Origin of the sequence: Kaistella rhinocerotis (assembly GCF_030243905.1) — a bacterium.
In the GTDB taxonomy this organism is placed as follows: Bacteria; Bacteroidota; Bacteroidia; order Flavobacteriales; family Weeksellaceae; genus Kaistella; species Kaistella rhinocerotis.
In genome coordinates, this window is record NZ_JASSYY010000002.1 from 508752 (window position 1) to 523911 (window position 15160).

Genomic DNA, 15160 nt, shown 5'->3' on the forward strand with positions numbered 1-15160 from the left:
TTAATATAACTTTAACCAAAATAAAATGCGCGCAATTTCCGGAACGCGGGTATTTTTATATCTTTGTACACTTTAAAAAAATCACAGAAAAAATGGGTCTATTTGATATGTTTACGCAGGATATTGCGATTGATCTTGGTACAGCTAACACGCTGATTATACATAACAACAAGATCGTAATCGATCAGCCATCAATAGTGGCGATTGAGCGCTCCAGCGGCAAACCTATCGCGGTGGGTGAGAAGGCGAAGCATATGCAGGGAAAAACGCATGAGGATATCAAAACTATCCGCCCGCTGAAAGACGGTGTGATCGCTGATTTTCATGCATCGGAGCACATGATCAAGGAATTTATCAAACAAATTCCGGGAATTAAAGGAAAACTGTTTCAGCCTACCCTCAAAATCGTAATCTGTATACCTTCCGGAATTACCGAGGTGGAAAAACGCGCCGTGCGCGATTCTGCCCAAAAGGTGAACGCGAAGGAAGTACGTTTGATCTATGAACCGATGGCTGCGGCGATAGGTGTAGGGATTGACGTACAGAAGCCAGAAGGAAACATGATCATCGACATAGGCGGAGGAACAACCGAAATCGCTGTTGTGGCACTTGGAGGTATCGTTTGCGACAAATCTGTGAAGATTGCCGGTGACGTTTTCACCAATGATATTGCCTATTATCTCCGTACACACCACAATCTTTACATCGGTGAAAGAACAGCCGAGCGCGTGAAGATTGAAGTAGGTTCGGCGGTTGAAGACCTTGATTTGGATTTGGAAGATATCCCGGTACAGGGCCGTGACCTGATCACTGGAAAGCCGAAAGAGATTATGGTGAACTATAAAGAAATTGCGCGTGCACTTGATAAATCCATTATCAGGATAGAAGACGCAGTGATGGAAACACTTTCGCTTACTCCGCCGGAATTGGCCGCGGATATTTACAAAACCGGAATTTATTTAGCGGGTGGTGGTGCATTGCTTCGCGGACTTGCAGACAGGCTTCATAAGAAAACAGGACTTCCTGTCTTTGTGGCCGAAGATCCTTTGCGTGCGGTAGTACGTGGTACAGGAATCGCACTGAAAAACATGGACAAGTTCAATTTCCTTATTAAATAATTTTTCTTCTAACTTTTCACGAAATTTAATCGATGGGATTTTTGCTGCGCTTATTTTCGAAGAACGGCTTGTTCGTCTTCTTTACATTTTTGCAGCTTATCGCGGTGGTGCTGATATTCAGCCGGAACTCCATGCAGCAATCCTGGATAGCGGGGCAGACGGCGGCATTCAACTCGTGGGTTTCGGGGTATATTGATGAAGGTGCTTCTTATTTAAAGCTTAAGCAAATCAATGAACAGCTCGTTGCGCAGAACAAAATGCTGATGGAGCAGGTTTACGGCAAAAATGTGACTGAGATCCCGCAGTTCCGAAAAGTGCACGATACCATCGGCGGCGGACAGATCTACACCTTTGTAGATGGCGATATCATCTTTAACAGCATCAACAGGAAAGACAATTATTTCACTATAAACCGAGGAAAAAGAGACGGCGTACATCCTCAGATGGGTGTGATGGCGCCGAACGGAATCGCCGGAATTGTTATTAATTCAACCAATTCCTACTCCCTTGCGCAGTCGGTTTTAAGTTTAAATAAGATCAAGATAAACGCAGCGCTGAAAAAATCAGGCTATTTTGGTACACTGACGTGGCGCGGCGAAGATTCTCGCACGATGCACCTTTCGGATATCCCGAAATATGTGCCGCTTCAGGTGGGAGACACGGTGATCACTGATGGTAAATCCGCTATTTTCCCACAGGGAATCATGATTGGAAAAGTCGCAGGTTATGAAGTTGACAGCAAAACCGGCTTCTGGGATGTTTCGGTTGAACTGACTGAAAAAATGGGAAATCTGAGCAAAGTGTACGTCGTAAAACATCTTAAGAAGGCGGAAGTGAAAAGAATTCAGGATACGCTGCAGGCAACCATAAACCGCGAGAAATGATTAGCAGGACATTTTTTACCGATATTCTGATGATTGCGGTGCTGATTGCACTGCAAATTTTCGTGCTGAACAGGATTACGGTTCTCGGAAAGTTCACACCGGTGCTCTATCCTGTGTTCGTGATGTTTTATCCGTTTTTCCGAAACAGGTTTCAGTTTCTGGCGCTCAGTTTTTTGTTGGGTTTGGGGATTGATGCGTTTCTTTACACATGGGGGATCAATGCGTTTGCAACGACAGCGATAGCCTATTTCCGGACGCTTATTTTCCGCACATCCACAGATACATCTACAGATTTTTTCTCGTTTCAGTCTTTGCAATGGTCGCAATATCTGTTTTTTATTTTGGCAAGCATTTTTCTGCATCAGCTTCTCGTCCAGTACACTGAGTTTTTCAAGCTGAGCCGTTTCTTTGAGATTTTTCTGAATGTTTTGGCTACCACTGCCATTTCGTTTATATTTATCCTGATGTATGCAATTGCATTTAAAATCAAACAGAAAGTTTGAAGTCACAATATTTAAAAATCACATTCATACTGGCTGGTCTGGCGCTGATCTTCATTGCGCGGCTCGCCTATTTGCAGCTGTTCACTGACCGCTACGCGCTTAATGCTGCGAATACCTCAATTAAAACCGAATACATCATTCCGCAACGCGGCGTCATTTTCGACCGCAACGGTCGAATCCTGGTCGGAAACCAGCCTGCGTACGAAATTTCGTTTACCGAAGCGCTAATTCGGCCGGATTTTGATACCATCGGATTTTGTAATCTGGTCAACATCAGCAAACAGGATTTCATTAAGAGAATCGATGAAATAAAAAATGAAAAGTACTATTCGAAGCTCACGCCGATGACCTTTATGAAAAACCTGACCCGCGAAGAAATAGCACGCATTCAGGAAATCATATTCAAATATCCTGCGTTCAGCATCGTATCCCGTCCCCAGCGTCAGTACGAAGTTTCGACATCTGGGAATCTGCTGGGCTACACGAATGAAGTGAATGAGCGCGACATCAAGAAAGATTCGCTGTATTATCTTCCGGGTGATTTTATCGGAAAATCGGGCGTAGAAAAGTCTTATGAGAAGGTTCTGCGCGGCGAGAAAGGCATCCAATATATTCAGAAAGACATTCGTTTAAGAAGCATCGGCTCATATAAAAACGGAGCATTGGATAAAGATGTGGTTACCGGAAGAGACGTCACACTGACCATTGATTACGATCTTCAGCGCATGGCAGAAGAAATGCTGGTCAACAAACAGGGTGCGATTGTCGCACTTGATCCTGCAAACGGCGAAATACTGGTGCTGGCTACCGGTCCGGATATTGACCCGAACCTGTTCACCGGCCCCGATAAGTCCAAAAATCTCTACCGGTTGCAGATGGATACCATTTACAACAACCGGCCAACTTTTGACCGCTCTATACAGGCGGCCTATCCGCCCGGCTCAACATTTAAACTGCTCACTGCCGCAGCCGCGATGCAGATGGGTGTGATGGATGAAAACACGATTTACCCGTGCGGTGGCGGTTTTAACTACCGTGGGCTTCGGGTGAAAGGTCATGGCGGTGCAGATCCGCTGATACCAGCCATTCAGGTGTCGAGTAACTGCCATTTTTCGTACGCTTTCATTTCCATTATGAACAAATATCCCGGCAATCCAAGCAAAGGTGTGAATGAATGGAAAGAAATAATGAGCAGCTTTGGACTGGGCGAATTCCTAAATAATGATTTGGCGGTAGGCGCGCGGGGAAGGATTCCAAGTGGCGCCTTTTATGAGAAAAGAAGCGGCAAGAAAGACTGGAGTTCTGCATACACGATGAATGGTTCTATCTTTAATGGTATGGGTCAGGGTGACGTTCTTCTTACTCCGCTTCAGATGGCCAATGCTACGGCGGCGATTGTAAACCGCGGCTGGTACTTTACACCGCACATCGTGAAGGCCATTGACGGAAGACCAAATCCTGATCCTAGATTTAAAGTAAAACACAAAACGCTTGTTGACCCAAAGCATTTTGAGCCTATCATAAAAGGTATGGAAGCGGTGGTAAACGCCGGCACCGCGCGTAGTCTGAAATCAAAGGACTTTACGATGCTGGCGAAAACTGGTACTGCGCAGGTTCCTCAGGGAAAAGATAATTCCATATTTGTTCTCGCGGCACCGGCAGAAAATCCGAAAATTGTGATTGCAGCCGTAATGGAACATGCAGGCTTTGGTGGAACGTGGGCCGGCCCGGCTGCGGCGGTAATCGCTGAAAAGTACCTTACCGGCGACGTGAAAAGGGAGCATCTTTATAAAAAGCTCACCGGCGCCAGCTTTATGCCTGAATACAGACGCCAATGGGTTTCTGAGCTTAAAAGGAAAGGACTTTACCGAGAACCCGATAAAGACTCTTCGATGCTCGAAAATATTAATGACAGCCTGAAGATTATTGGCAACGGCGCTCTGCGCACCAAGCTGATCCTAAGAAAAGACTCCATTCAGCGAAAACTTAATTCAAAAATTTCACGCAAATGAAATGGGCAGAAGGGCTTGATAAACTGAGCATATTTCTCTATTTGGCGATCTCGCTTTTTGCAGTTGCCAATATCTACAGCGTGGACGCAGGTTTAGGCAGAAAACAACTCATGTTTTTCGGGATTTCTATAGTGGTTGGGCTGGTGATCTTCGCGATGAGAACCAAATTCTTTGAAAATTTTTCAGGTATATTTTATTTTTCAGGGTTATTGCTTTTAATTGGCCTTTTTCCGTTCGGAACAGAGATATTAGGCCAGAAAAACTGGTACAAATTCGGCGGTTTTACCATGCAACCGGTTGAATTTGCCAAAATTGGTATCGCATTGATGCTTGCAAACTATGTTTCAGCAGGAGATTTTGACATACAGCGAAAAAAGTCGCTCTGGAGTGTAGTCGCAATCATTGCTGTTCCTGCTGTAGTGGTTCTCGCGATCCCCGACGTTGGATCGTTGCTCGTTTTCACCGCGTTTTTCATTGCGTTATACCGGGAAGGACTCAGCGGTTGGCTCTTTGGTACTGGTGGAATTATCGCAGCTGTGTTTCTCGTGGCATTGGCGGTTAATCCGCTTTATGTAATCGGGGCCATTGCGCTTATTTTAGGTTTTGTGCTGTTTGTCAACCGCCAGACAATCCACTGGAATGTGATCTCGGTATCTTCATTTGTCGGAATTTTTCTCCTTTTATCAGGGCTTTCCTACAGCTCACCTACCATTTTGGAAAAACTTCCGAAACACCAGCGTGAACGTATCGAAGTTCTGTATAAAGGCGAGAAAGCATTCCGCGATACTTCTGGTTACAACCTGCTGTATTCTAAAACCGCGATTGGATCCGGCGGCTTTTTCGGCAAAGGCTATATGGAAGGCTCGGTAACGCGCGGTAAATTCGTTCCAGAACAGGAAACCGACTATATTTTTTGTACCGTCGGCGAAGAGTGGGGATTTTTCGGTGCCTCCGTGCTCGTCATTTTTTACGCACTGTTTATCGGGCGGATTTACTATCTCTCAGAACGTCAGAAAACCACATTTAACCGTGTTTTCGGCTATAGCTTTGCCTCGGTCCTGCTGATGCACTTTACCATCAATCTGGGCATGGTGATGGGGCTTTTCCCGACTGTAGGGATTCCGCTGCCGTATTTTAGCTATGGCGGAAGTTCCTTCCTCGCATTTTCTATCATGACATTCATCTTCTTCAAGCTCAACTACGCGGACCGAAACAGTCTGGTCTAATGGTAAGTATTTATTTTGGGCGGACATTTCGCGCTTTCCGCTGCAATCTTTTGGTCTTCGCTTCGCTCAGCACAAAAGGATTTCCGCTGCAATCGCGGCCGCGGGTAGGTATCATTTACACGGATTAATGCAACAATGCGGAAACGTTTGCTTCAAAATATTGAGTCCAAAAATTCGCCCAAAAAAAAACCACCTTCAGGAAAGGTGGTTTTTTACAGAAAATATGATCTGCTTAGTTGTTGGCAAAGTTATTTTGAAATGTATCGATAGTCAATACTCTTTTTGCAAATCTGAATTTCGGTCCCCAATAAGAATCGTTAAGACTGGAAACCATAACACCCTTAGAAGTGGCAGCGTGGATGAATTTCACTTGTCCTTCGCTTGTTACATCTTCCACAATTCCTACGTGCGAGATGCGTCCGCGGCCTTGTGAGAAAAATACCAAATCACCTTTCTGAAGGTCTTCCTTTTCTACTTTTTCGCCCTGCTGCGCTTGTGATGCTGCAACACGTGGAAGCGTCATACCAGTCGCTGCACCGAAAACTGAAAGTACGAATGCAGAACAGTCAATCCCATTGCGGGTCATACCGCCATATTTGTACGGAGTTCCCAAGTAAGTTTCTGCTTCGGCTAAGATATCATCGATTTTTTTGGTGAAATGAAGCGTTTTGGCGATCTCATCTTTTCGGATCGTAGCTTCCATTGTTTTTGCCGCTGCAAGCTTCTCGTCCTGGAAATTGGTAAGAAGTTGTGCTTTTGCAACTTCCAGTTTCTTTTGGTCGATTGATGCAAGTTTGGCATCTGATTTGTATTCTTTATTATATGTAGCAGGGGCTGAGACTACGTAGTTAGAAACGCATGACTGCAATGAAAAAGCAGCGGTTATAGCTAATACGTAAGACAGAACTCTTCTCTTCATATATATTTGATTTTCTGTGTTAATACTTAATACTTCGTTTGAAATGCAAAGCAAAATTAGGTATTATGGCCAATGCGCGGGTTAAAACACCCACTGCCGCAAAGGTGTTTTAACACTATTTAACATTTTTTTTTGGAATGTTAAAGGAAAAGAAACTGCAATCCCTTTATTCAAGGGGTTGCTTTTTTTATTTCTTTAAGACTTGTTAACATTTATAGCATCTATTGGAATTATTTTGCATGTCTATCTGGCTCTGAAATATGACAAACCTCAGCTAAATGGCTGAGGTTCATTATATTTATCTTGTAAAAAGCAATTCCCGGTATTTTGTGAGCGGCCAAAGTTCGTCATCGACGATCATTTCCAAAGCATCTGAGGCGCTGCGCAGTACTTCGAAGTATGGCAATACATCATCGCGAAACGCAAATGCCACTTCCTGCGACGAAGATTTTTCCTTTGCCTTTGCGATTGCCTCCAACAGGTTTTCGCTTTCAATCTTCAGTACAGACACGTATTCCGAAATCTGCGAGATCATGCTTATTTGCTCTTTTGCAAAATTCTTAAACTCATTTTCACCAAAGATTTCCTTCAAGCCTTTTACATTTTCGATCAGGCGGTTTTGGTAATTCAGCGCACAAGGTATAATGTGGTTTCGTGTGATATCCGCAAGAACGGTTGCTTCGATAGCGATCACAGATCCATACTTCTCAAGTTTCACTTCGTTTCGGGCTTCAATCTCACGGTGTGTATAGATTCCCAAATCTTCGTAAAGCTCAACAAATTTCGTGTCGAGTTCTCTTTCAAGTGCTTCCGGCGTAGTTTTCAGGTTATTGAGACCGCGTTTTTTAGCTTCTTCCGCCCAATCGTCCGAATATCCGTCGCCCTCAAACATGATATTTTTTGAGTCCTTAATATATTCACGCAGGATATTGAAGATTGCTTCGTCTTTTTTAAGGCCGTCCTTATATATAAGAGTGTCAACTTCTTTTTTAAATGTCTGAAGTTGCTTTGCCATAATAGAGTTCATCACGGTCATCACCTCAGCACAGTTAGCAGACGAGCCTACCGCACGGATTTCGAACTTATTTCCGGTAAATGCAAACGGTGAAGTTCGGTTACGGTCTGTATTGTCAAGCAGAATCATCGGAATCTTTCCGACAACGTTTAATTTGAGTTCGGTTTTCTCTTCAGGCGAGAGTTTTCCATCCGTCACTTTTTCGAGCTCTTCCAGCACGCTGAATAACTGAGTTCCGATAAAGGCGGAAATAATTGCCGGCGGCGCCTCATTCGCTCCTAAACGGTGGTCATTGCTTGCTGAGGCGATACTTGCTCGCAACAGATCAGCATAATCGTGTACTGCTTTAAGTGTATTCACGAAAAACGTGAGAAACTGCAAATTCTTCTTTGGATTTTTTCCGGGGCTTAATAGATTTTCGCCCGTATCCGTAGCCAAGCTCCAGTTGTTGTGTTTCCCGCTTCCGTTCACGCCTGCAAATGGTTTTTCGTGGAAAAGGATGTGGAAATGATGTTTGTGGGCAACACGCGCCATGATATCCATCAAAAGTGAATTGTGATCCACCGCGACGTTTGCTTCCTCGAACATCGGTGCAAGCTCAAACTGATTCGGCGCAACTTCATTGTGCCTTGTAGTCACCGGAATACCGAGTTTCATCGACTCAATCTCCAGTTCTTTCATGAAGTTCATCACGCGTGTCGGGATCGAGCCGAAATAATGGTCGTCGAGCTGCTGACCTTTCGCGGGAGAATGTCCCAGCAAAGTTTTTCCTGTGATCACGAGATCAGGGCGCGACTGGTAAAGCGCTGAATCTACCAGAAAATATTCCTGCTCCCAGCCCAAAGTTGGGGTGACTTTCGTTACGTTTTTGTCGAAATAGGCTCGGCAAACTTCTGTAGCAGCTTCGTCCACAGCATTTAACGCGCGGAGAAGAGGTGCTTTGTAATCTAAAGTTTCGCCGGTGTAGGAGATGAAGATTGATGGAATGCAAAGCGTGGTGCCCATGATAAACGCGGGAGACGTTGGGTCCCAGGCAGTATATCCGCGGGCCTCGAAAGTGTTTCTGATGCCGCCGTTCGGAAATGAAGATGCATCAGGCTCCTGCTGTATCAGCATACTGCCGGAGAATCGTTCAATTGCACGGCCGCCGCCACCTTCGATCGGAGTGAAAAATGAATCATGTTTTTCAGCAGTAGAGCCTGTCAATGGCTGAAACCAATGTGTATAATGAGTTGCACCTTTGGAGAGGGCCCAGTCTTTCATGGCTACTGCAACTTGATCTGCGATGTGACGTGGAATTTTAACGCCTTTTTTTATAGCGTCCATTATGGATCCGAACGCTTCTTTGGTCAGGTATTCGCGCATTGTTTCTTCAGAAAAAACATTTGTGCAGAAAAGTTCGGAAAGTTTTGCAGGAACCGTAACGGCATTATCCTGTCTGAAATTCTTAAAAGAGAGGGTTTCTAAAGCTTTGAATCTTAAATGTGACATTGGTTGTGTTTTTATTGGGGGTAAATGTACAAAAAAGTTGGTTTTTACAAATAAAAAATGAAAATTTTTAGGGGTGTGGTGTTTTATCTTTAAATATGCGAGTTGATTTTTATTCAATATTTATATTGACTTTATATATTATCCTCACTTACGCTATTTCAATAAAAGTCCTTTGATAGTAGAAAAACGTCCGCGTCCCGACCTGAATGGAGCTCTTTTGCACAGCGCAGCGAAGCAAAAAAAGCGGGAACGGAGGGCGGAAAAGACGCCAGAAAGTTGTGACAATCTCTACAAACACTCAATTTTCATATAGCATTCTTATTTTTTTCTCCAATAGTCTTGCGCAAATCCGGATACTGATATCCCTCAGTGCCAGCCCCCGAGGAAATTTGAAGGATATGTGTTATCTTTGCCAAAAGATACACTATGGTAAATTCTCGTGCACGCGAAACAACAGAAGCAATCGAAAGGCTTTATGTTTCAATGCGACACCTCTTCTATCGCGGTTTTTTCAAACCTTCCGGGATCTCCGGCGAAAGTCTTCGCTCACTCCTAATGACTATCAACCCCGAAATTTACGGGACCATGGGCATCCCCAATAAAATAGAGCTCGATGGTCTGCTTTACGTGTTGGACCGTCTGCCTGAAGGAATCGAGGAATGCTCATTCATCCATCTTACTTCGGACGAAGGTTTTGAGAAAGGTAGTTTTGAGGTGATTGTCCCGAAAAAAAGAAGAAGAAACTGCTACCGTATCGATGAGCACCAAATGAATATCGAGGTTTTGCTGGGCCGCTCCGAAATCTATGATATACTGACGCACCTTACCTTCTTATATATAGAAGCGGACAAAATCCGCAATCTGGCGTTTGTTTCTGACGAAGATGACCGGCCAACACGCGCCTGGAGAATCATCGAAGAGGTTGCGCGCGGTGAGAAAAAATACAGCCGAAAAGAAAAAGAAGTCGCTCTGATCCATCTTTCCTCGTTACTTGGACGTACGTTCGATGAAACGCTAAACGCTTACAACAGTTTCGGCGACGATGCCAATCCGGACCGACTTTTCAAGATCATTTATCATCTGGGGAACGAAAGTTTCAATGACCTGAAGAAAATCCGCGAGCGCGAAGTACATTTCTCTGCGATTTTGCGTGAGAGGGTAGGTCATCACTTCTTTGGTGAGAAATGGGCGAACAAGGTGAAGACAGTATTAGCAGAAAACGATCTGCAGATGCGCCCTTTGCACATCATTTCGGCCAACATGCATTCGGTGAAGAATATGCTTTACGGAAACGACGCATTAGGTAAAAAAGCGACAAAGTCCGTTGATTTCAAGCTTTACGAAGATATTTCGAATAAAAAGGCGCTGCAGGAAAAGGTGCTTACGCACAGCCAGAATGCAGGTCTGATCTATATTGATGACCAAAGCGGTAGTAATATTGATGTTCAGATCATTGACTTGGCTAAAACTGATCTTACCAACACCCCTTTTGCAGATGAAGATTTTGCGTCTGATGATGTGATCATGGTGTTCGATTATGCTTTTGGTGAACAGGCGTACGAAATCATGGATGAGCTTCTCCGTCCGTATGAATACAATGACGAAGTGTATACGATGAAAGTGAAATCTATCTCAATCATGGGGAAAGCCGGCATCCTGATGGGTGGCAAAGGCGATATCATGATTCCAACTTCACACGTATTCGAAGGTACGGCTGATAATTATCCGTTTGAGAACGCGCTTTCTTTAGCCGATTTTGAAGATGATGAACTGCAGGCTTTCGAAGGCGGAATGGTAACCGTCCTCGGAACTTCACTGCAGAATAAAGACATCCTGCGCTACTTCATGGATACTTCATGGAAAGCGATTGGTCTTGAAATGGAAGGTGCGCACTACCAGAAAGCAATTCAGGTTGCTTCAAAGATCCGCCACCATATTTCCCAGGATCTGTTCGTGATGTACGCGTACTATGCTTCTGATAATCCTTTGGAAACGGGATCAACGCTTTCATCAGGTGGTTTGGGCCTGACCGGTGTAAAACCAACGTATCTGATCACATTAAAAATTCTTGAGAAAATTTTAGCCAGCGGAAAACCGCAGTCCTAAAAATCAATTGATATTATAATCCCTTTTAAACGTGCTTTAAAAGGGATTTTTTGTGCCTGGAGCCTAGGGTTAAGCCAAAATTCTTATCTTTCGGCTTCTTTTAAAATTTCACAGAATGAACAAGGGACTTTTTTTGATCTTTACTTTTATTTTTGGGCTGACTGCCGCACAGCAGGGCCCGTACTACCAGCAGTTTGCGAAGTATAAGATGGACATCGATGTAGATGCGCCGAATTTTACTTACAAAGGAAATCAGACAATTACTTATACCAATAATTCTCCCGACGAACTTAAAGTAGTTTACTTCCATCTTTACTGGAATGCATTCAAACGCGGCTCCATGATGGACCAAAGGGTTCAGAATCAGGGAAAAAATGGTGACGGCAGGCTTCAGCGTGAAGGAGTTTCGCGTCTCGCTTCCATTCCGGAAGGTGAAGAAGGTGCTCAAAACATTAGATGGATTCGTCAGAACGGTAAAGACCTGAAATTTGAAGTTCAGGAAACTATTATGAAAGTGGTTCTGCATACACCGATCAAACCCAACTCCTCTACCACTTTTTCAATGGAATGGGATGCTGTGATTCCGCACCAGATCCGTCGTGCCGGAAGAAACAACCGCGAAGGCATCGATATGACGATGACACAGTGGTATCCGAAAATTGCGGAGTACGACTATGACGGCTGGGCAACGTTCGACTATATCGGCCGCGAATTCCACGCCCCGTTCGCGGATTTTGATGTGAGCATAAAAATCGATAAAGATTACGTGATCGGCGCCGGCGGTACTTTAGAAAATCCTGGTGAGGTGAAAGGTTATGACGCCGCCGCAAACATTAAGACCGACAATAAAAATAAAGCAACCTGGCGCTGGACCGCTAAAAATCTTCTCGATTTCGCCTGGGCTGCAGACCGCGATTACACAGTGGAAGAATTTACCGTACTGGACGGACCCAAAGTGTATTACGTTTACCAGAAAAGTGAAAAAACAGCACTTTGGGAAGAAAGTAAAACTTATGTGACCAAATTTTTCCAGTTGATGAATGCTGCATTCGGACGCTATGTGTATCCGTCTTACTCGTTTATCCAAGGTGGTGATGGTGGAATGGAGTACGGAATGTGTACGATGATTCTCGGCGAAGGCCGTTCGCTCGAAGGTTTGGTGGGACTGATGGTTCATGAAGGCGGACATTCATATAACCAGCAGATTCTTGCGTATAACGAAAGTGTACGTCCCTGGATGGATGAAGGTTTCACGAGTTATTATGATGATTACGTGATGCACCAACTGTTTCCGCCAAAAGAACCGGTTGCGAATCCTTTCATGGGCTCCATTAAGTCTTATGTGAATTTTACAAAAACAGGCAAAGAAGAACCCGCGGTCTGGTTAGCCGATCATCATGACAATGGAAGTGCTTATTCGATAGCATCTTACGTGAAAGGAGATTTATTCCTAGTACAGCTGGGCTATATTATGGGTGAACAGAACCTGTCGCTTGTGATGAAAGAATTCTACAACCAATGGAAACTTAAACATCCTACGGACCGCGATTTTATGCATATCGCGCAGCGAATTTCGGGTATGGACCTGAAATGGTTCCATCATTATTGGATCAACACGACCAAAACGATTGATTACGCCATTAAAAGTGTAGAATACGGCGCCACTTCGACTGTCATTACGCTTGAAAACAAAGGGGAGGTTCCCATGCCTATCGATTTTTCAATTATGACGGCAGATAAAAAAGTAGTTAATTATCATATTCCTTTAAATATGACCCATACATGGAAGTCCAATGACATCTATGGGAAGTTCACTACGCTGAATTATTGGCCGTGGACACAGAAAGAGTATACTTTGACGGTACCGTACAACAAATCTCAGCTTTCGGCATTGGGAATTGACTTTTCGCAGCGGCTTGCAGATGTGAATCCTGAAGATAATTTTGTCGATCTAAACCACACAGGCGTTAAATAAACTGCAGGAAAAAGTATGTTAACAATCGTCATCAATATCGGCAACACCAATATCCGTTTCGGTCTCTTTGAAGGTGAGGAATGCCGGACTTCATGGATACTGAATACCAAACCTTACCGCACCAGCGACGAACTGCAGATGCAGTTTACAATGATGTATCAGACTCACCACATCGATGCGTCTACGGTGGATAAGGTGGTAATTGGCTCCGTAGTTCCACAGCTTACTTACGATATCACAAGGGCGATCAAGAAGATTCACGGCCTGAATCCGGTGGTGGTAAACCGTGAAACCGCTTCAGGAGTTCAACCGAAATCGAAACAGATGGGGACAGATATCTACGCCAACCTTGTGGCCGCGCACCACCTGTATCCTGAAGGCAAAAAAATCATCTTTGATTTTGGCACCGCACTCACGGCGAGCTGCATTGATGCGAAAGGCGAAACTTTGGGCGTGATCATCGCGCCGGGAATTATAACATCGTTAAATTCTTTGATTCATGATACTGCACAATTACCTGAGATTGAGCTCATAAAACCTAAGAAAGTACTTGGTCTCGACACTGTTTCTTGTATGCAGAGCGGGATGGTCTACGGTTTTTTGGGTATGGTAGAAGGTTTTATTGACCGCATCAACGCAGAAGTTCAGGAAGATTGTTTCGTCATCGCAACCGGCGGTGTTTCGCATGTGTACAAGCCCTTGACAGAAAAAATTCACGTGGCAGACAGGCTTCATACGTTGAAAGGGCTTTATTATTTGGGTGAATCTGCTTCCTAATAAGGTACGTTCGGAAGTAAAGTGAAGTAGTCGCCGATTTCTTTTCGTCCTTTATCTTTTATTCTTAAAGAAGTCTTTCACAAGTGCCGAACATTCATTCTCTAAAACGCCCAAAACGATCTCTGTTTTTGGATGTAGTGAGAGATTTTTATTGATGAAACCACGCTGTTCATCGCGTGCGCCAATCACCACTTTTGAGATCTGAGACCAGTTCAGCGCGCCGCAGCACATCACGCAGGGTTCCAGCGTCACGTAAAGCGTACAGTTCTGCAGGTATTTTCCGCCCAGAAAGTTTGCAGCTGAGGTGATCGCCTGCATTTCGGCATGAGCAGTGACGTCGTTCAGGGTTTCGGTGAGGTTGTGCGCTTTGGCGATGATCATGTCATTTGAGACCACAATACAGCCCACCGGCACCTCGTCCTGCTCAAAAGCATTATGTGCCTGCTGCAGCGCCATCCGCATAAAATATTCGTCGTTGAACATTGTATTATTTAATTTTTAAATTAAAAAGCTTCCGTCATTAATGACAAAAGCTCTTTAAAATATCATTGATTAATAATTAGAAACGATAACCGATGCCGAGCATTCCCTTGCCTGTAATTGCAGAATTATAACGCTCCGGCATACCAAATCTTCTCGCGATACCTGTACTGGCTTCGAAAACCACATTATTCCGGGCAATCCACTTTCCGCCAAATCCGATTCCGACACCAACGGTCGTGTTGCTCTCCACGCGTGATTCCTGGTTGAAATATCCGGGCCCAGTGTACGTTTCATAGTAGGTATCCTTAGTTGTGGTTATCGGAACAAAACCTTCCACAAAAAACCCGGAAGCATATTTACGACCGAAATACATCCGGTAGTAAGGCGAAATTTGCGTCATGCCGTACTCATCATCATCATCATTATTACCGAAATAGAACATGCCGTTGATCCCGACTCCGGAATTCTCATTCAGCAACCTTTCGTACGAAAAGTTGAGCAGCGGAATGGCAATAAGTTCAATCGGACTAATCAGCAAGTCATTCTGTTTGGGTGTTTCTGCCACAGCTTCCTGAGCTTGTACGCTGAATACTGCCGTGAATACCGCGACTGCGAATAAAATTTTCTTCATAATTTTTTTTGAAAGATAAA

At 44.3% G+C, this 15160-nt stretch carries 12 protein-coding genes; 8 read left to right on the forward strand and 4 right to left on the reverse strand.

Annotated elements, in window-relative coordinates; all coding sequences use genetic code 11:
* Window positions 1-92: 92 nt before the first annotated feature.
* Genes QEP06_RS07600 through rodA form a run of 5 tightly spaced genes read left to right on the forward strand, consistent with a single transcriptional unit; the run spans window position 93 to window position 5743 of the window.
* Entirely contained in the window at window positions 93-1118 is a 1026-nt protein-coding gene (locus QEP06_RS07600) for a rod shape-determining protein (protein WP_251832457.1), read from the forward strand.
* 32 nt (window positions 1119-1150) lie between these two features.
* Window positions 1151-2002: a rod shape-determining protein MreC gene (gene mreC, locus QEP06_RS07605; protein WP_251832456.1), complete on the forward strand. Its 852-nt coding sequence runs from the start codon at window positions 1151-1153 to the stop codon at window positions 2000-2002.
* The gene (locus QEP06_RS07610; RefSeq protein WP_251832455.1) at window positions 1999-2505 is read left to right on the forward strand and encodes a rod shape-determining protein MreD; all 507 of its coding nucleotides are present in this window, start codon (window positions 1999-2001) and stop codon (window positions 2503-2505) included. The genes mreC and QEP06_RS07610 overlap by 4 nt, the downstream gene beginning before the upstream one ends.
* Entirely contained in the window at window positions 2502-4517 is a 2016-nt protein-coding gene (locus QEP06_RS07615) for a penicillin-binding transpeptidase domain-containing protein (RefSeq protein ID WP_285269744.1), read from the forward strand. The genes QEP06_RS07610 and QEP06_RS07615 overlap by 4 nt, the downstream gene beginning before the upstream one ends.
* On the forward strand, window positions 4514-5743 hold the full coding sequence (gene rodA / locus QEP06_RS07620; RefSeq protein WP_285269745.1) for a rod shape-determining protein RodA: 1230 nt from the start codon (window positions 4514-4516) through the stop codon (window positions 5741-5743). The genes QEP06_RS07615 and rodA overlap by 4 nt, the downstream gene beginning before the upstream one ends.
* A gap of 232 nt (window positions 5744-5975) precedes the next feature.
* On the opposite strand, the gene QEP06_RS07625 is transcribed toward rodA, so the two are convergent.
* Together QEP06_RS07625 and QEP06_RS07630 are read right to left on the reverse strand one after the other, a co-directional pair.
* Window positions 5976-6662: a C40 family peptidase gene (locus QEP06_RS07625; protein ID WP_285269746.1), complete on the reverse strand. Its 687-nt coding sequence runs from the start codon at window positions 6660-6662 to the stop codon at window positions 5976-5978.
* 298 nt (window positions 6663-6960) lie between these two features.
* Complete coding sequence (locus tag QEP06_RS07630; RefSeq protein WP_285269747.1) at window positions 6961-9168, reverse strand: glutamine synthetase III family protein; 2208 nt, start codon at window positions 9166-9168, stop codon at window positions 6961-6963.
* A gap of 426 nt (window positions 9169-9594) precedes the next feature.
* Here QEP06_RS07630 and QEP06_RS07635 point away from each other — a divergent pair, with 426 nt between their 5' ends.
* From QEP06_RS07635 to QEP06_RS07645, 3 genes are all read left to right on the forward strand, one after another.
* Window positions 9595-11274, forward strand: coding sequence for a DUF6909 family protein (locus QEP06_RS07635; protein ID WP_285269748.1), 1680 nt, complete (start codon window positions 9595-9597; stop codon window positions 11272-11274).
* 115 nt (window positions 11275-11389) lie between these two features.
* Window positions 11390-13249, forward strand: coding sequence for a M1 family metallopeptidase (locus QEP06_RS07640; protein WP_285269749.1), 1860 nt, complete (start codon window positions 11390-11392; stop codon window positions 13247-13249).
* A gap of 15 nt (window positions 13250-13264) precedes the next feature.
* Window positions 13265-14026: a type III pantothenate kinase gene (locus QEP06_RS07645; protein ID WP_251832448.1), complete on the forward strand. Its 762-nt coding sequence runs from the start codon at window positions 13265-13267 to the stop codon at window positions 14024-14026.
* A gap of 51 nt (window positions 14027-14077) precedes the next feature.
* Here QEP06_RS07645 and QEP06_RS07650 read toward each other — a convergent pair whose 3' ends face one another.
* Window positions 14078-14509, reverse strand: a complete 432-nt coding sequence (locus QEP06_RS07650) for a nucleoside deaminase (RefSeq protein WP_285269750.1) — start codon at window positions 14507-14509, stop codon at window positions 14078-14080.
* 76 nt (window positions 14510-14585) lie between these two features.
* The gene (locus QEP06_RS07655; protein ID WP_285269751.1) at window positions 14586-15140 is read right to left on the reverse strand and encodes a hypothetical protein; all 555 of its coding nucleotides are present in this window, start codon (window positions 15138-15140) and stop codon (window positions 14586-14588) included.
* Window positions 15141-15160: the final 20 nt, after the last annotated feature.